The sequence below is a fragment of the Natrarchaeobius chitinivorans genome, from assembly GCF_003841505.1.
In the GTDB taxonomy this organism is placed as follows: domain Archaea; phylum Halobacteriota; class Halobacteria; order Halobacteriales; family Natrialbaceae; genus Natrarchaeobius; species Natrarchaeobius chitinivorans.
Map to the genome: position 1 here is coordinate 1 of NZ_REGA01000005.1, position 18046 is coordinate 18046.

An 18046-nucleotide genomic window follows, 5' to 3' on the forward strand; every position below is an offset into this window, starting at 1 on the left:
CGTAGATGTTCTTGTAGTAGCAGTGCAAAAAGGCACGCATCATCTCGGGTGGTTCATGATCTCGTGTTCGCCCCGTCTCCGCCGGGGCGAACACGTCGAACTCTTCGAGAAACTCGAAGGAGAGATGCTCAAACAGCGCTAGCGTCTCGGTTTCCACGACATTGAAGAACGTCTCTACCGTAGGATTCTCTTGCAGGGTCGCTGGGCTCATACCACCTCAGCGTTCACCCTGCTCTCTGGTATGAGAACTGTTCTATGACACCCTCGAGTCTATCAAAAGGAGAGTTGCTGATCTTCCCGTTTTTCCCCCAGAGCGGGGGGCGTGCGATCGGAGTAATATCTCCGGCCGATCGCTCGGCTGCTAACCATGTTGAACAACGCTTGCCGTGCCTCGTTCGGCGATTCGTACGTTTCGTTCGCAACCGAGCCGAGAATATCGCGGATCGATTCCGTTCCGTTCGAGAATTCGATGACGTGTTCTCCGTGCTCTTCGACGAGTTCGTCGTTCGTAATCGGGTACGACTGCTCTTCGATCTGGCTTGCTAATTCACCGAACTCGATACCGAGTTCCCGATGCGGTACGCTATTGAAATCTGTCATTGGTGGTCCGGGACTCGTACATCACCGATTTACAAATGTCTGGGGGTATGCCAGCTGGATTGAATTACCGTTTAGATATCTTTCGGGCGATCGTCGGTGATTATACGGTACCCGTTGAACATCAGTGCATTTCCGTTCTCGAGGTCAGGTCCACCACGACGGGTATACCGAACGCTCGAGTGTGAGCGAGGAGAATCGTTTCGACAGCTGCGATACATCGTCGTGACTCATACGGTTTACTGTACCTGTGTACCGGCGTACCCGCCGCCCGGGTCGCGGGTGCGCCGGCAATGACGTACAGAAAACCGTATCACGCCTTCAGAACCGTCTGTACGTACCGACGGAGGGTGTCGCCGTCGCCGTCCCGCAGTTCGACCGTAAACTGCTTCTGCCCGACGACTTCCTCGGCGTCGGCCCGGTCGAACTCGAGTGTAAACGGCGGTGAGCCGTCGGCGCGATCGAGTTCCCGGTTACCCGATAACACGACGACGTGGTCGACCCTGTCGTCGGTCTCGACGAGACAGGTGACGAGTTGATCGTCGGTCTCACAGTCGACGTCGGCGCTGACGTCCGGGCTTCCGTCACCGCCGACGAACCCGGTGACGTCGAGCATCATGGGGCCGATCGGTACCGCTCCGAGGACGATGACGACGAGCAAAAACACGGAGAGATTCACCTTCGAGGCGTGTCTGGAGAACGCTCGTGCGACCGGATGGTTCGCTGTCCGTCTGAGTCTGATTGCGAGCGGGACGACGACCATGTGCGTAAGCGGGCCCCACAGGATGAGGACGAACCCGTAGGCCATCACGTACGTCAGCCACCCCCACTCCGACTGGAACGAGTAGAGGAGGGAAGTCGCCACCCACAGGAAAAAGCCGAAGAAGACGAGCGTCCCGCTTTTCAACCACCGCCAGACTGGCGTGTTCGTGTAGTAGACGCTGAGTAGGTCTCGCCACAGGCGTCGTGGGATCCCTCCGAGTCGTACGAGAACCGATCTGATTGTGTTCGACGTATCGTCGTTCGAATCCATTGTGTGAAGCGGGTTGGAATCGGTGGTTAGAGGCCGATCGACCACAGCTGCGAGAGCAGATACCAGTTGAGCGCCCAGGTGACGACGAAGACCCCCATGAACACGAGGGTCAGGACGAACGTTCCCCGCATCTCGTAGGCGTGGACAGGGTCGCTGGCTCCGCCCTCCGGCTTCAGGGTTCCGTCGGGGAGCAACCGTTCGGCAGCCTCGCCGTCGCCGTTTCGTTTTCCGAACAGCAACGTCGCGAGCGCGATGACGAGAAACAGCGCACCGGAGACGACCGCGAGCATGGCGAACACCCCAAATACGTTGAACAGCGGGGCAGCCGCCACGAGGTTGAACTCGGTACCGGGGATGTTCTCGACGACCTCGGCGACCCGGCGCGGAACGCCGTAGAGCAAGCCGACGTACATCATCATCAGCGCCGTGATTCCCATCGTCGACGCGAAGAGGTAGGGCCAGAGGCTAGCGAGGCGCGGTAACGCGAGTTTCCGGTCGAACGACGTCTGGAGCAAGAACAGGATCAACCCCATGAACGCGAACGTCGTGCCGAGGACGACGGTGCCGTGGAAGTGGCCGACGGTCGCGAACGTGTTCTGCCAGGTCATGTTCAGCTGGAGCTGTCCCATGACGACGCCGGTGATGCCGCCGATGAACCCGAACAGGATCACCGACAGCACGACCGACGAGAACACGGGATTGTGCCACGGCGCGGAGGTGAGCCAGCCGAACAGGCCGCCGCCTTTCCCTCGCTTTCGACGGCCGGCCTCGAGTCCGGCGGGGATCGCGAACGCGTGGATCATGCTCGCGAAGGCAGCGCCGTAGAACGCGTAGGAGGTGTTGAACAGCCGCCAGCCGAGTTCGACGACCGGCTCGGAGAGCAGGTGGTGGGCGGCACCGAGGTTGATGAAGAACAGATAGAGGATAAACGCGGTACGCGAGACCTTCTCCGAGACGACCTCGGCTCCGCCGACGACGTGGGTCAGGAAGTACCAGACGGTGATCATCGCGACGAGGTTTATCTGCTGGGTGCCGTGGCCGACGATCCAGTAGACGTGGCGGTACACCGAGGCGTCGATCGACGAGATGATCTCGACCCGCCAGAGCAGCGCGTAGGTGAAGACGGCCAGTCCGCCGAGGATCGCCTGGACGGCGATGATCGACGTGACGAAGGCGCCGAACGCGACGAGTGGGAGCGTTTTCCCCGGATTCTCTCGTTTCTCCTGCCACATCGAGAGGAAAAACGGGAGGGCGGCGATCGTCGCCCCGAGGAGGAACACGACCGCGCCCACGTAGAACAGCGGCGCGGACGGAAGCGGGGCGTACGCGGTGAGCAACGGCGCCTGATCCGGTGGCGTGGTGGTCCAGATCGCGTAGTTGACCAACACTGCACCGGCGACCATGGTTCCCCAACCGGCTTTCGCGACGGTCGTGATCGGGAGTTTACGCCCGAGGACCAGCGGCCCGCCGACGTAGAGGATCGAGATCTCCATGAACACCATCCAGAAGATCAGCAGGTTCCAGGCGTGCATGCTGAGGTGGATGTAGAAGTCGGCCGGCTCGAGCAGCCCGACGAGTTCCCACCTGGTCAGCGGGACCGTGATCGCGAACAGTCCGCCCACGAGCAACGCGACGACCGCCGTGAGCCCGAATAGTTTCGCGTAATTTTCCGTCGAACTGTGGATCTCGAGTCCGGTCACCGAACACGTCCGCCAGCCGTCGTCGTCGTACTCGTGATCGAACAGCCCGAGGACGTCCAGCCTCGAGGCGTTCATTCGTCGTCCACCACCGTGAACGTGCCGTGCATACTTCGGTGACCGTCGCCACAAAACTCCGAACAGATGACGTGGTACTCGCCGGGTTCGTCGAACGTCATCGGGACGATCCACTCGTATCCCGGGAGGATGTCGAAGTTCATCTGCGCCGAGAGGTTGTGCTCGGGTCTGATGTTCGTCGCGTGCTGGACGTCGTAGGAGCTAAAGTGAAACTGGTACTGGGTTCCGGTCTCGAGAACCGCCGGTAACCCGTCCCACTGGAACCGCTGGCCCGCGATGTAGACGTGTTCGTCGGCCGGAACGTAGCCGCCGTCGGTCTCCTCGGCCGCTTCCTTGTACTGATCTACTTTTTCGCGGAACTGCTCGGGAGAGATTTCGTAGGTATCGCCCGTCGGGTTCTGGTCGCCGGCCCGAACCCAGCCGCTCATCCAGCTGAACAGGAACAGCGACCAGACCCCAGCAATGCCGAGCCAGATCGTTTCGCGCCGGTTCACGGACTCGCTCCACCAGTCCCCTTCCGGGGGATCGATCGGAGACGTCACGGAATCACCCCGAGGGAACCGCGGCGATGTCGATCATCGCCCACCCGAGATAGACGACGAAAAAGAAAATCGTCGCCAGGGCGGCCAGAAGCCATATTTTGTTGTACAGCCGCTGCATGAGCGGTATTTCGTCGGTCGGTTGGTGTGCCATCTTCGTTGGAATCTGATCGGTACGGACCGTGGGTATTGCCACGAATATATTCGCCCGAGTCACGTGAGACGGGGAATCGACACCGCGACCAGTATTCGCCACGAGAGAACGAACCCGAGTCCGACGACGAGATTGACGAGCACGAACTCGACGGGCGCACCGCCGTGAAAGAACGGTGTCGCCCGGATTCCGGCTCCGAGCACCGATACGACGATCCAGGCCAGCGAAGCGACTCCAAGCGTTCGTCGGACCGACCGAAGCGTCCTCGAGGCGTACGCGCCGACGATCGGCGCGACGATCAGCCACGCGAGGAGGAACGGAAGCGCGGTTTGGATCGCGTACACGGGATGTGACGTCGGCGAGATCTGGTGCATCAACAGCCCGAGAACGACGAACGCTGCAAGGATCACGACGTCACCTACAGCGACGAACACGGCGGATACCGGCGGACGAAACGAATCACGAGACGGCGACGATCCCATCGTCAGTCGACGTCGGAGCATTACTCGTCGTAGGTCGCCCGACCGTCTCGTCGGTTGTCCCGAACTGGTTCGCTCGAGGCGAGTCGGCGAGTACGTTCCTGGAATCGCAGCGTCGAAGACGTTCCTGGAATCAGATAGCCGAATACGTTCCTGGAATCGGATCGCCGAATATGTTCGCGGGAAAACACGGGGTGTTCCCGCCGTGATGTGCGATCATGAACCGGCCATCGTTTACGTCGCTTCTCCTCTGGGTAACAGTCGGTACTTACTTGCTCGTCTCTCTGGGCGCGGCCGGTGCGGGAACGTCGCTTCCGGCGTCCGTGACGATCGCTCACCACGCGACCGCAGGCGTCGTCGGCGTCCTCCTCCTCGCGGTGGTCGCCGTCGCCTGGATACGACGCGTGCCGATGCCGGTTCGGACCGGCGTGACGCTCGCACTAGCGCTGTATCCCGTCCAGGCGGCTCTGGGCTATCTGCACGCGGGTACCGCCGGCGACTCGTTCGCGGTCGGTCACCTCCTCGGCGGGATCGCGATCTTCGTCGCGCTCTTGCTCACGCTCACGTGGCACCTCGACAGCGTCGATTTTCCGTCCGCGAACCCCACCGAACCGGTCACACCATCTCGCCTCGAGACGCCGGCGGAGTCGACGGACGCAACGACGGGACCGGGCGAACGGGAGAACCCGGCGACCGAGGGAGTCGTCGCCTCGAGCGACGAATCGGCGACCGATGCTCCCGACGGCCGTCTCCACGCAGTAGGACGCACTGTGCTCGCGTACGCCGAGTTGATGAAACTCCGCCTCGCCTGGTTGCTGTGTTTGCTCGCGCTCGCGGGGATGGGACTCGCGACTGCGACCGGAGCCCCCCTCGAGGGCGTGACGGTCGTGACGACGCTCACCGCTGGCATCCTCGCGATCGGCGCGAGCGGAACGTTCAATCACGTGTACGAACGCGACCGCGACCGGAAGATGTCCCGAACCGCGGATCGCCCCGTCGTCACCGACCGGGTTTCACCCCGTCGCGCGTTCGTCTTCGGGATCGCCCTCGCCGTCGTCTCGCTCGGGCTGATGGTCGCACTCGTCAACGCGCTCTCCGCGTTGCTGACGGCGGCTGCGATCGTCTACTACAGCTTCGTCTACACCGTCGTTCTCAAACCGAACACGACCTGGAACATCGCGATCGGCGGCGGGTCGGGGGCGTTGCCCGCACTCATCGGATGGGCGGCCGTAACCGGTGGGATCGGGCTCCCCGCGATCGTGCTCGCGGGGATCGTCGTCCTCTGGACGCCCGCTCACTTCTACAACCTCGCCATCGCCCACGCCGAGGATTACGCCGCCGGCGGCTACCCGATGTTGCCGGTCGTTCGGAGCGTCGCTCTGACGCGAAGACGCATCCTCTACTCGATGGGTGCCACGCTCCTCGCAACCGTCCTCCTGATCGGGATCACCGACCTCGGACCGATCGCCGCGGGCGTCTCGGCTCTCTTCGGCGGGGCGTTCGTCTGGACCGTCGCCCGCCAGTACCGAGAAACCAGCACGCGTGCCGCCTACCGGTCGTTTCACGCCTCGAACGCGTACCTCGGTGCGCTCCTCGCGGTCGTTCTCCTCGAGTTTCTCGTTCTGTGATACGGACTGCTGTAAGTCATTACCGGAGTGACCGCGGGACGGGGTCCGGTCGCTCCGGTACACGGGTACAGCAATCCGTATAAAACAGTCCACTGGCGGTCTTTTTCGGCGCGCTCGGAACCCGTCCGGACGTGTCGACGAACGGAGACAGCAGTCCGCGGCCCGTCCGGACTACTGTGTGTGAGTCCCGCGAAACGCGCTCGGTGACTCGAGTCTTCGGAGGCGACGCGAGATCGGAACGCACCCATCGTCTCGCGTCACCCGCCGGTTCCGATCGAGTTGCGCCGTCACCCGTCTACCCGAGAGTCAAATAACGTACTTTGAAGTACGATACTTCAGAGTATGATTATCGAAGGTATTTTGTTCGATGCCGCGGGACTAGCGGCTATGACTGAGTTCGTCAATCGGACGGAAGAACTCTCCCGGCTTTCCGAACTCTACAATTCGGACGAGGCGGAGTTGGCGGTGATCTTCGGTCGGCGGCGCCTCGGGAAAACCGAACTCGTCAAACAGTCTCTCGACGGACGCGACGACGCGGTCCTGTACCAGGCAAAGCAGAAAACGAGCGCGTTACAGCTTCAGCAGTTCATCGACGTCGCGTCGAACGCGTATCCCGGAATCGGACGGATTCGCGAGGACTGGGAGTCCGTTCTCGGATATCTCGCCGAGCAGGATGCGATCGTCGTCCTCGACGAGTTTCCGTACCTGGTCGAGCAAGACGACAGCCTCCCCTCCGTGTTGCAGGCGATGTTCGATCACGAACTCGACGACTCCGGTGTCACGTTCGTCCTCGTCGGCTCGTCGATCAGTATGATGGAAGAAGCCGCGTTGCTCGGAAACAGTCCGCTGTACGGCCGCTCCTCGTTGAAGTTGGACATCAGACAACTCCCGTTCGGCGCGGCGATGGAGTTCGTGCCGGAGAGCGACACGGCAGCGGAGCAGGTGTTTACGTGGGGCGTCTTCGGCGGCGTTCCGTACTATCTCGAGGAGGTGGATCCGGACGGAACGCTCGAGGAGAACGTTGAACGGACGATCCTGTCCCGGCACGGAACGTTACACGACGAACCCGACTACGTTCTTCGGATGGAACTCACGGAACCGACGCGCTACTTTTCTATTCTGGAAGCGATCGCCGGCGGAAACACGAGTCGAAACGAGATCGCCGGAGCGACGGGCATCGATTACAACCAACTGTCGAAGTACGTGAACCGTCTCTCGCGGTTGCGGCTGGTCGATCAACGCGTTCCGGTTACCGAACGAAAGGAACGGAGCAAGCGAAGCCGCTACCGCATCCGCGATCAGTTCTTCCGCTTCTGGTTTCGCTTCGTCTACGGAAGCGGCGACAGATACGAGGACTTCGGGGACGACGCGTTCGAGACGCTCATCGAACCGGAACTTGCAGACTTCGTCAGCGACTCGTTCGAGGATCTCTGCTGTCGCGCTCTTCGAACGCTGTACCCCGAACACACGATCACGGACGTCGGTCAGTGGTGGTACAGAGAACACGAAGTCGACGTGGTGGGGCTGACGAACGAGGACGTCCTGATCGCCGGAGAGTGCAAATTCCAGCGGTCGCCGCTGGGCTACGACGCGTTCTCGAGGCTTCGAACCCACGTCGAGGAACTTCGATGGTCGCCACCTGCGGGCGGAGAACGGGACCACGAGTACGCGTTGTTCTCTCGGAGCGGCTTCACACCGGCCGTCGAGGAAGCGGCGGAAGAACGGGACGATCTCCGTCTATTCACCGTCGACGACGTCGTAACGGCGCTGAAATCGTGACGTCGATCGGCCAGCCGAATACCCGATCGGGATCGTCGAGGTCGGACAATGGCTATAGTAGCTACTGCAAATCGTTGCACACCTGATCGACAGACCTACCCGCGATGGGTGTGTAAATCGTTACAGTTGGTACGATAGTCTGCCAAGACGAAGGAGGTCGTACTTCGGATACTGATGGTTCTGCTTCGGTTCGTCAATCCGGGTTATCTCTGTTTATAATCTAGAACCCAAAATCATCATGAGTGACTTGAGCCACTCCATAACCAGCAGTTGTTGATTCTTCCGCGACGACTTCTCCGTCTTCTAAGATTTGGATTACTAACTCTCGGTCAGAATCATCTTGCTTTTGTGCATTTGCTGATATAATGTCAGAATCATCAACATCTATGATCTCTTCTCCGTGACCCTCTATGGAGCTAGTGCTTCCCTCAGTACCTGCAGCTCCTGCCCAGTCGCCATCGTACACAACTCGAACTTGGAAGCCTTGATTTCCGTTAGCAGTCTCATCGCCTTCTTCGGCTTCTTCTTCTGGCTCAGTTTCAGGCTCTTCTTCCACATCGAGATCACTAGCGCACCCTGACAACCCGAACGTTGTTACCACGCCAATTCCTGCAATGAACTGTCTACGTTCCATACATTCGCACTAACTAATACTCAATTTATAAAAATTATGGCATGCATGTCATTTCATGTCGTATTATGTAACTGAGGGATCGACGAACCGGCTATCGAATACGTTCGGGGGAGCCTACAGGCGGTGAGAAAACGTATCGCGTCCAATGAGCGAATGCTCGCTGTGCGAGTTGCCGACACCGGATCCACCGGTGACGGGTTCTGGCGTCGACGGCGAGTTCTGCTGTCGCGGCTGTCTCGAGGTCGCGGACGTCCTCGAGGCGGCCGACCTCGAGGAAGCGTCAGTCCGCGAGCGCGCTCGCGAGAACGCGGGCTACGAGGCGGATACCAACGCGGGCGGTCTCACCGATACCGGCGTCGACCGGTCGGTACCCGACGGGTTTCGGGAGGTGTTCGTGTCCGTCGCCGGGATGCACTGTACGACCTGCGAGGCGTTCGTCTCGCTCTACGGCGAGCGCCACGAGGGGATCGATCGGGTCGACGTTAACTACGCGACCGATCTCGCCAGGGTCGTCTACGATCCCGAGGCGATCGACGAGGCGGACGTTCCCGAGGCGTTGACCGGCCACGGCTACCGCGCGAGCCTCGAGGCGGATCCGGACACCGACCGCGCCGACGTGGACGCGGTACAGCGGCTGCTGGTCGGCGGATTCTGTGCGATGTTGGTCATGCCGTGGTACCTGTTTTACCTGTATCCGAGCTACGTCGGCATCGATACGGGCATCCTCAGCGTCGACTCGAGCGCGGCGGGCTACTACGTTCCGATGGGGATGATGGGGCTTCTGACGACCATCGTGATCGGCTACACCGGTCGCCCCGTCCTGCGAAGCGCGTACGCCAGTCTCCGGACGCGACGGCCGAACATGGACCTGCTGATCGCGGTGGCGGCGCTCTCGGCGTACGCCTACAGCACGGTGGCGCTCCTCTTGCGGGAGACACACCTCTACTACGACGTCTCCATCGCGGTGATCCTCGTCGTCACTCTCGGTGGGTATTACGAGGGAAGGATCAAGCGACGGTCCACGTCGAGGCTGGCGGCGATCACGACGACCAGGGTCCGGGAGGCAACCAGACGAACGGCGACGGGGACGGAGACGGTCCCGACCGGGGAACTCCGCGGCGGCGACGAGGTACTGATCCAGGCGGGCGACCGAATCCCGATCGACGGGACGGTCCGCGAGGGCACCGCCCCGGTCGACGAGTCGCTGCTGACGGGCGAATCGCTCCCGGTGACGAAACGGCCGGGCGACCCGGTCGCCGGCGGGTCCGTCGCACACGAACCGCTGGTCGTCGAGGTGTCGGCCGGCGCGACGAGCACGCTCGACCGCATCGCCGAGTTGCTGTGGTCGATCCAGACCACCAGGCCGGGCGTCCAGCGGTTCGTCGACCGGCTTTCGACGGTGTTCGTTCCCTTCGTGTTCACGATCGCAGCCGCCGCCACCGTCGTCCGACTCGGGAGCGGTGAACCCGTCTCGAGCGCGTTGCTCACCGGGCTGACGGTGCTCGTCGTCTCCTGTCCCTGCGCGATGGGGCTTGCAACCCCGCTGGCCATCGTCGGCGGGCTTCGAGACGCCCTCGAGCGCGGGATCGTCGTGACGAACCACACTGTCTTCGAGACCGCTCCCGACGCCGATACGGTGGTCTTCGACAAGACGGGGACGCTGACCGCCGGCGAGATGGCCGTCCAGGAGGTTCTCGGCGACCGCGACGCGCTCGCGATCGCAAGCGTGATCGAGCGACGCGATCGCCATCCGGTCGCGGACGCGATCGTCGACGCGGTCGACGACGATCGCTTCGCCTCCGCGTCGGTCGAACGCTTCGAGCGACACCCCGGCAGGGGAATCGAGGGAATCGTCGACGGGTCGCGGGTCGTTGCCGGTTCGGTCGCCCTGCTCGAGGAGGAAATCGGTGCGATTCCCGACCGCCTCTCGACGACCGCGGACGACGCACGCGGGGACGGACTCCTGCCGGTCGCGATCGGCGTCGAGCCGCTGGTACGAAGCGACGGTGGTGACGTCGAGTCGATAGCTTCTCCGTCGGGCCCAGAACCTTCCTCGTTCGCGCTCGCGCTCGTCGGCGACCGCGAGCGTGACGCCTGGCACGACGCGGTCGCCGCGGTCGGCGACCGCGAGGTGATCGTCCTCACCGGTGACGACGAGTCCGCCGCCGAACGGTTCCGGACGCACCCCTCTGTCGATCGCGTCTTCGCCGGCATCCCGCCGGACGGCAAAGTCGCAACGATCCGGCGGCTGTCGGCGGATCGAACCGTCGCGATGGTCGGTGACGGAACCAACGACGCACCCGCACTCGCGGCCGCCGACCTGGGGATCGCGATGGGGAGCGGAACCGACAGCGCGGCCGACGCCGCGGACATCGTCGTCCTCGAGGACGATCTGCACGCGGTCGGAACCACGTTCGACCTCGCCGCCGGCACCCGACGCCGCCTCCGCGAGAACGTCGGCTGGGCGCTTTTGTACAACGCGATCGCGATTCCGCTCGCGGCCGCCGGTGCGATCAACCCGCTGTTCGCGGCCCTCGCCATGGCGACGAGTAGCATTCTGGTCGTCACTAACTCGAGGCGATCGGTGCTGTGACGGTGTCGTTCCACGACTTTGCGGTAGTGGTGCAGTAGTCCCTCGCGGACCATCTCCTGTCCCAGTTGGTCGGTCATCGACGACGGCACGGCTCTACCAGAAAAGACAGGACGCATCGTCACAAGAGTATTGCTAGAACTGGGCAATGCCGGGTGGAGAAATCGGTTCGATTCCGGGGGCTGCGTGCGACGTGTGTGTCGGACCTGAACGCGATCTTCGGTCTCACTCCGCGTCTTTCCAGTTGCCGGCCTCGACGTCACGAAACTCCCCTTTGGCCTCGCGCTCGTGGGGCCATAGCACAACGGCGAGCACCGTCACGTAAAACGCCCCGACGGCAGCGAGAACGACGGTTCCGGGAACCGTTCCGACTGCCGCGGCGTCGGGGAGATCGGCGCCGTGTTTCCGAGCACCGACGCTGGTCCCTGTCTCGGCATATCGGGAAAATGGGTCTCAGACCGGCGAGAATCGGTGCTCGAGAGCTGATCTGAAGTCGTTCCGTCTCACTGATTCGTCCCGATTTCCGCACACCAGCACTGATAAGCCCATTATACTCCGAACCCTTTGCCAGCCAATTTGGTATAGCATATTGTGGTTTATAGATGAGTTGGTCGGCAGTACGAGACTCGAGGTGGCCAAAATCGGCCGAATCCAATCAATCGCACCCACTGTGCATTAGTGTAGTAACGTACAGTGAATGTGGGGAAGGCGACACTGTACAGACGTCGAACTGACGAGGCGCTCGAGAGCGACGACGTCTTCGGGGAGTTGGCCGACGAGCACGGTTCCCGAGCGCCTCGAGAGGTGCCGGATGACACTCGGCCGGTGGGAAATCAGTCCAGAGCACTTGCGTCACGTCGCCGAATCGGTCACGATCGACGCGGCGGCTATCCACGGATTTCGTTTGCGATGTGACAGTCATCCGGTTGGGTCCGGGATCGTAATCGTCTCAGGAAACCGGAGGCCGGATAGCTGTCTTCCGGCCCGATACGTTCCAGTCGCTTTCCCGATTGCTGGATGGATCCGGTGAGATACAGGAAACCGACTCGAATTACTCCGGAAATACGGTGTGGTTGCGTTCCCGGACGACGGTAGGCCGTGAAGACGTCCCGCGAACGCGATTCACCAGTACGACGGCCGTTCTCAGCGATAACTGGCAGTCCGATAGCGCTTCGGATGCTCACGACAGAGGAAGGACGGGTGGGAGGACACGTGGTGAGAAAACCGACAACGGTGACGCGTGGATTCGAGAGACGTGGCCGGTACCGACCGAACTACGACTGCTGAGAAGCCCTGACACTCTCTCGACCGGTCGTCTCTCTGTGCTTTAGCGTTTCGCCTGTTTGGGTGTCGAACAGGTAGAGGTTGGCGCTGTCGATGCTGAGATGAACCGTACTGTCTTTCTCCGGAAGCACGTCCGGCTCCGTTCGAACCGTTATCATCTGCCCCAGCAGTTCGACGTGAATGAAGTTCGTTTTACCCTGGTACTCCGGTACGACGACCTCTGCAGGGACGGTTTCGTCGCCGGGTTCTTCGGATATCTCGATGTGTTCCGGCCGGAGGCCTGCCGTAACCGTATCACCGTCTGGAAGACCCCCAGTAGCCGGAAGCGTACAGATCTGTGATCCCTCGTGGCGGACGACGACGTCTTCGCCGTCCGATTCGAGGGAGACATCGAGCAGATTCATCGACGGACTCCCGACGAACTGTGCGGTAAAGAGGTTGTTCGGCTCGTTGTAGAGGCGCTCCGGGGTGGCAATCTGTTGCATTTTTCCGTCTTTGAGCAACACGATGCGATCTGCCATCGTCATCGCCTCCTTCTGGTCGTGGGTGACGTAGATCGACGTCACGCCGATTTCGTCGTGGATGCGCTGGATTTCGTGGCGCATACTCGACCGGAGTTTCGCGTCGAGATTCGACAGCGGTTCGTCCAGAAGGAAGACGTTCGGTTCGCGGACGATCGCTCGCCCGAGCGCGACGCGCTGTTTTTGCCCACCCGAGAGTTCCTCGGGACTGTGCTCGAGAACCTCTTCGATGTCGAGCATCTCGGCCGTTTCGGCGACGCGCTCTTGCCGTTCGGACTTGGAGAGGTCGGTCGAGTGTTTGAGCCCGTACTCGATGTTTTTCCGGGCATTCATGCTCGGATACAGTGCGTAGTTTTGAAACACCATCGCGACGTCACGGGTCGATGGCGTCAGGTGCTGGACCTCTTCGCCTCCGAACTCGATAACGCCGTCGGTGACGGTCTCGAGTCCGGCGATCATCCGGAGCGTCGTCGATTTCCCACAGCCGGAAGGACCGACGATCACGACGAACTCGCCGTCCTCGATGGTCAACGACACGTCTTCGACGGCCGTTTCCGTCCCCTGTGAGTCGCTGTACACCTTCGTCAGTCCGTCGAGCGTGACTTCCGTCATGGTTTCACCGAGAGCGCTTCCGTGTTTTCTCCGAAGACGTGGATCGACGATCGGTTGAACGCGACGTCGACCTCGTCACCGACTTGTCCCGGGACGTCGTCCGAGAGCGCGATGATCGAGTGATCGCCTCTCTCGAGTCGGAGCTCGTAAGAGTGACCGAGCGGGTCGATCGTCTCGAGGCGCATCTTCGAGATCTCGACGTACCCGTTGTCTCGCGGGGCTCCGGGAGAGTTACCGGGTCCAACCCACACGTCCTGCGGGCGGACACCGACTTTCGAGTGGGGGACGTCCCCCTCGACCGAAACCTCGAGGTCGACAGGTTCGGTGATCTGTGCGTGGACTGATCCGTTCGAACTGGCGGCCGTCTGGACGAAGTTCATGCCGGGTTCGCCGAGAAACGACGCGACGAATTCGTTCGCCGGGTTTTTGTAGACCTCCTGGGGCGTTCCGATCTGCTGGATTTGCCCGTCGTCCATAATGACGATGCGATCCGCGATACTCATCGCTTCTTCCTGGTCGTGAGTGACGTACACCGTCGTCGTTCCGAGCTGTTGTTGGAGATCTTTCAGCTCGGAGCGCGTGTTGACGCGGAGTTTCGCGTCGAGATTCGATAACGGCTCGTCCATCAGGAACAGGTTCGGTTCGCGGACGATCGTTCGCCCGAGCGCGACTCGTTGGCGTTGGCCACCGCTCAGTTGGCCCGGTTTCTTGTCGAGAAGGTCTTCGATGCCGAGCAGTTCGGTCGCGTACTCGACTTTTTCCGTGGCTTCCTCCTCGGTGATGTCCATCTTCCCCAGGGGAAACCGCAGGTTATCTTCGACGGTCTTGTGGGGATAGAGAGCGTAGTTCTGGAAGACCATCGAAAGGTCGCGCTTCTGTGGAAGCTTTTCGGTCACGTCCGAGCCGTGCATCTCGATCGTTCCGTCCGTCGGAACCTCGAGTCCGGCAATCATCCGAAGCGTGGTCGTCTTCCCACAGCCGGACGGACCGAGCAATACCAGAAACTCGCCGTCTCTGACGGCGAGATCGATGTCGTCGACGGCAGTCAGGTCGCCGAAACGCTTCGTTACGTTTCGCAACTCGACGCCGTATTCCGTGTTTTTATTGCTCACTGTCGTTCACCTCAGTCCATCGATCCGAAGCTCAGTCCTGCCATCATGTACTTTTCGAGATAGAGGAACATAATAACGACCGGTATCGTCGTCAGCATCGACGCGGCCATGATCTCGCCCCACACGTCATCGAACTCGAACTGGAGGAACTCGATTCCGATCGGGAGCGTATACAGTTCCTGGGTGTTCAGGAAGATGCTCGCGTACAGGTACTCGTTCCAGGATAGCAGGAACGAGTAGAGGAAGACGGCCACGATCGCGGGAACGCTCATCGGAATTGTAATCCTGAGGAGCACTTCGACGCGTGAGTAGCCGTCGATCAGCCCTGCTTCCTCGATCTCCTTGGGAATCGATCGGAAGTAGTTCCCGAGGAGATACAGACCGAGCGGGATGGTGAAGATGAAGTGGGTGAGAACGACGCTCGTGAGCGTATCGACGAGGCCGAGCCAGACGACGATCTGGAAGATCGGGACCACCATGAGGATCCCCGCGATCATATACGAGAGGAGAACCCCTCGGACCATGAACGCACGCCCTGGATACTCGAGACGGGCGAAGCTGTAGGCACCGAAGATGGATATTCCAACGGCCATCGCCGACGAGATCACCGCGACGACGAAGCTATTGAAGAAATATATGTAAAACGGCACCTGTGCGTCCATGATCTCTCGGAAGTGATCGAACGTGAACTCCGTCGGGATCACTGCCGGTGGTAGTCGGTAGAGCTCCGTCGACGGGATGATGCTGGTTACGACCATCCAGTAGAACGGGAAGAGAACGAAAAACAGCGTCAGTCCGACACAGCCGTAGAGGACGAGTCGATCGAACAGCGTCGACTCGATCTGACTCTGTCGGAACGCGCCGGAGAAGACGCTCTTGGTCGTCTGAATGCTTTCTCTAACCGCAGCCATGAGTAATCCAATCATCGTTTCATACCTCGTTCGATACTTACCATTCTATCACCCACGTCACGTAGATCGCGACGAACAACATCAGGAACACGAGCATGATCATCGACGTCGCTGCGGCGATTCCCTGCTCGAACTGATTGAATCCGGTCTGGTAGACGAATACCCCCAGTACGGGGACGTCCCGCGTGAACAGCCAGACGTCGGCGAAGACGTTGAAGTTCCAGATCCACCGGATGAGGAAGACGGTCGCGATGACGTATTTCAGTTCCGGAAGGGTGATATCGCGGAATCGCGCCCATCTGCTGGCACCGTCGACTTTCGCAGCTTCGTACAACTCGTCTGGGATCGACTGCAGCCGAGCCAGGATCAGGAGGAACGCGAACGGGAAGTACCGCCACGATTCGAAGACGATGACCATCGTCAACGAGTTCCGAAGATCCGTGCCGCTATCGTACAGCCCGAGGAGGTCGGCGAAGAAGAACTGGCCGACGCCGTACGTCGGGTCCCAGATCCACTGCCAGACGAACGCGGACGCGATAAGCGGTGCGATGTACGGCAGCAACACGACCCCTCTCGCGAGACGCCGTCCGAAGAACTCCTTCGTAAACAGCAATGCGACGCCGAGACCGATGACTGTCGCACCGATGTCACTGAACAGCGTGAAGATGAACGTGTTTCGGAGGGCCACGAGGAAGTCCGGATCCGAGATCAGCGTCATGTAGTTCTCGAGGCCGATCCACTCCGGAGATTCAGCCGGCGTCAGCGGAACCTCGGTGAAGCTGAGATAGAAATTATAGAGCAACGGATAGACGAGCGTAATCGCGACGAGCAGGACGGACGGGAGGATGAGGGCGTAGCCCAGATACACCTCCTTCTGTTTGATCGTCAGATTGTCGTACCGCTGTTTCGTCTGAGAGATAACAGACATCGATTGAGTACTCTATTCAGCTGATTCGGCTGCGCATCTCCTCGGCCGTTTCCTCGGCGACGGTCCGGGCGTTTTCGCCCTGTGCGACGTCACGAACCGCCGTGGCGATCAGGAAGTTCGCAGTGATCTGACCGATCTCCGGGAAGACCTCTCCGTCGCGGAATCCGAACCGTTCGGATCGCTGAACCGCGTTGGGAAGCGTCTCTTCTCGAAGTTCTTCCGGCCAGCTACTGATGATACCGTGATCCTGGTATTCGTCCATTTCCGGAATTTCTTCGAGAACCGGCTGGAACCCACCGACCTGAAGGTGACACCAGTCGATGTAGTTCTCTGGCTCTCCGATCAGGAATTCGGACCACTGTTCGGACGCCTCGAATCCGCCCGCCGACTGTCCGGTCATCGTGTTCAACGTGACCAGTTCACCGTAGGTCGCCTCACGCTCGTGGGAGATGCTGTCGACGACGCCGTCGGTCATCATCTCGCCTTCGTCGAGGCCGAGCGAGTTGAAAAAGAGGCTGAACGCGTTTCCGGAGTAGAGGTGGACGTGTTCGTTGTCGTACGCTGGACCGATTCCACCTGCGTCCTGGGCTCCGTCGGGAGTGTACTGGGCCAGTTCGCCGTACACCTCGAGTGCTTCGACCATCTCGTCGCTGTCGAAGATGATATCACCGTCCTCGCTGAATACTCGCGCGTTGTTCGAGAGGGCAAAGCCAGTGAAACACTGCGTCGCGTACTGGTCGTTGTCCGTCCCGAAGAAGATCCCGAACTGGTTGTTGTCGGGATCGTGAAGTGCCTCTGCTGCCTCGAGGAGGTCGTCCCACGTTCGGGGTTCGGGAAGCCCCATTTCGTCGAAGACCTCCGGTCGGTAGATGGTCAACTGTGGCCACGTGTACAGTGGAACGCCGTAGTACTCGTCGCTGTCGGGCACGCGGACGAGGTCGAGGAGGTTATCGTAGAATCGATCCTCGCCGATGGATTCGATGATAGCCGTTGCATTCTCCTGTTCGATCGCGTCCGTCGCGGAGTGCATTACGCTCATCGGGAGCGAGGCGACGTTCGGGAGGTTGTCGGCTGCGACCGCGGCAGTAATTTCGGTCGGCAGGTCACCTTCCTGACTGACGATCTGATTGAATTCGACACCGGTTTCGCTCTCGAAACGGTCGCCGAGGTCGGAGATACCGGCCCTTCGGTCGTCGTCCGTCTCGAAGTGCAACATCGTAATGTCGTCCGGGAGTTGCACGTCGCCGTTGCCGTTTCCGTTTCCGTTCCCGTTGCCGTTGCCGTTGCCGTTTCCGTTCCCGTTCCCGTTTCCGTCGCCACCGATACACCCAGCCAGTGCACCAAGCCCAGCAACACCAGTTCCACCGATAAACTGACGTCGAGTGCTGTGTGACATTCTCCACCGTCCGTTGTCTTGCATAACAGGTTTGTGATTGAAGTAGTTGCTAATAAATGTTTGGGACTCTAATC

The 18046-nt window shown here is 60.7% G+C and carries 15 protein-coding genes and 1 pseudogene; 3 read left to right on the forward strand and 13 right to left on the reverse strand.

Features of this window, described 5'->3' with window-relative positions; genetic code table 11:
• From EA473_RS07545 to EA473_RS07570, 7 genes and pseudogenes are all read right to left on the reverse strand, one after another.
• Positions 1-211, reverse strand: a pseudogene (locus EA473_RS07545) (IS5/IS1182 family transposase); the annotation flags it as partial.
• Positions 212-273: 62 nt separating this feature from the next.
• Positions 274-600, reverse strand: a complete 327-nt coding sequence (locus EA473_RS07550; protein ID WP_124195058.1) for a DUF5789 family protein — start codon at positions 598-600, stop codon at positions 274-276.
• A gap of 310 nt (positions 601-910) precedes the next feature.
• Positions 911-1630 carry a hypothetical protein gene (locus EA473_RS07555; RefSeq protein ID WP_124195059.1) on the reverse strand — a complete coding sequence of 240 codons (720 nt, stop codon included), beginning with the start codon at positions 1628-1630 and terminating at the stop codon, positions 911-913.
• Positions 1631-1656: 26 nt separating this feature from the next.
• The gene (locus EA473_RS07560) at positions 1657-3405 is read right to left on the reverse strand and encodes a cytochrome c oxidase subunit I (RefSeq protein ID WP_124195060.1); all 1749 of its coding nucleotides are present in this window, start codon (positions 3403-3405) and stop codon (positions 1657-1659) included.
• The gene (locus tag EA473_RS07565; protein ID WP_124195061.1) at positions 3402-3947 is read right to left on the reverse strand and encodes a cytochrome C oxidase subunit II; all 546 of its coding nucleotides are present in this window, start codon (positions 3945-3947) and stop codon (positions 3402-3404) included. Before EA473_RS07565 ends, EA473_RS07560 begins: the two co-directional genes overlap by 4 nt.
• A 4-nt stretch (positions 3948-3951) precedes the next feature.
• Positions 3952-4098: a hypothetical protein gene (locus EA473_RS22225; RefSeq protein ID WP_165875221.1), complete on the reverse strand. Its 147-nt coding sequence runs from the start codon at positions 4096-4098 to the stop codon at positions 3952-3954.
• 59 nt (positions 4099-4157) lie between these two features.
• Positions 4158-4601: a DUF3054 domain-containing protein gene (locus tag EA473_RS07570; protein ID WP_243645209.1), complete on the reverse strand. Its 444-nt coding sequence runs from the start codon at positions 4599-4601 to the stop codon at positions 4158-4160.
• A 194-nt stretch (positions 4602-4795) separates the two neighbouring features.
• On the opposite strand from EA473_RS07570, the gene cyoE reads away from it, so the two are divergent.
• Together cyoE and EA473_RS07580 are read left to right on the forward strand one after the other, a co-directional pair.
• The gene (cyoE, locus tag EA473_RS07575) at positions 4796-6205 is read left to right on the forward strand and encodes a heme o synthase (RefSeq protein ID WP_124195062.1); all 1410 of its coding nucleotides are present in this window, start codon (positions 4796-4798) and stop codon (positions 6203-6205) included.
• Positions 6206-6592: 387 nt separating this feature from the next.
• Positions 6593-7984 carry an ATP-binding protein gene (locus tag EA473_RS07580; RefSeq protein WP_124195063.1) on the forward strand — a complete coding sequence of 464 codons (1392 nt, stop codon included), beginning with the start codon at positions 6593-6595 and terminating at the stop codon, positions 7982-7984.
• 220 nt (positions 7985-8204) lie between these two features.
• On the opposite strand, the gene EA473_RS07585 is transcribed toward EA473_RS07580, so the two are convergent.
• Complete coding sequence (locus EA473_RS07585) at positions 8205-8618, reverse strand: hypothetical protein (RefSeq protein ID WP_124195064.1); 414 nt, start codon at positions 8616-8618, stop codon at positions 8205-8207.
• Positions 8619-8763: 145 nt separating this feature from the next.
• Here EA473_RS07585 and EA473_RS07590 point away from each other — a divergent pair, with 145 nt between their 5' ends.
• On the forward strand, positions 8764-11211 hold the full coding sequence (locus EA473_RS07590) for a heavy metal translocating P-type ATPase (protein ID WP_124195065.1): 2448 nt from the start codon (positions 8764-8766) through the stop codon (positions 11209-11211).
• A 1271-nt stretch (positions 11212-12482) separates the two neighbouring features.
• On the opposite strand, the gene EA473_RS07595 is transcribed toward EA473_RS07590, so the two are convergent.
• Genes EA473_RS07595 through EA473_RS07615 form a run of 5 tightly spaced genes read right to left on the reverse strand, consistent with a single transcriptional unit; the run spans position 12483 to position 17972 of the window.
• The gene (locus EA473_RS07595) at positions 12483-13625 is read right to left on the reverse strand and encodes an ABC transporter ATP-binding protein (protein WP_124195066.1); all 1143 of its coding nucleotides are present in this window, start codon (positions 13623-13625) and stop codon (positions 12483-12485) included.
• Positions 13622-14737, reverse strand: coding sequence for an ABC transporter ATP-binding protein (locus EA473_RS07600; RefSeq protein WP_124195067.1), 1116 nt, complete (start codon positions 14735-14737; stop codon positions 13622-13624). Before EA473_RS07600 ends, EA473_RS07595 begins: the two co-directional genes overlap by 4 nt.
• An 11-nt stretch (positions 14738-14748) precedes the next feature.
• A complete protein-coding gene (locus tag EA473_RS07605) occupies positions 14749-15663 on the reverse strand; it encodes a carbohydrate ABC transporter permease (RefSeq protein ID WP_124195068.1) in 915 nt (304 codons plus the stop codon).
• A 22-nt stretch (positions 15664-15685) separates the two neighbouring features.
• Positions 15686-16576, reverse strand: coding sequence for a carbohydrate ABC transporter permease (locus EA473_RS07610; protein WP_124195069.1), 891 nt, complete (start codon positions 16574-16576; stop codon positions 15686-15688).
• A gap of 16 nt (positions 16577-16592) precedes the next feature.
• Entirely contained in the window at positions 16593-17972 is a 1380-nt protein-coding gene (locus EA473_RS07615; protein WP_165875222.1) for an ABC transporter substrate-binding protein, read from the reverse strand.
• Positions 17973-18046: the final 74 nt, after the last annotated feature.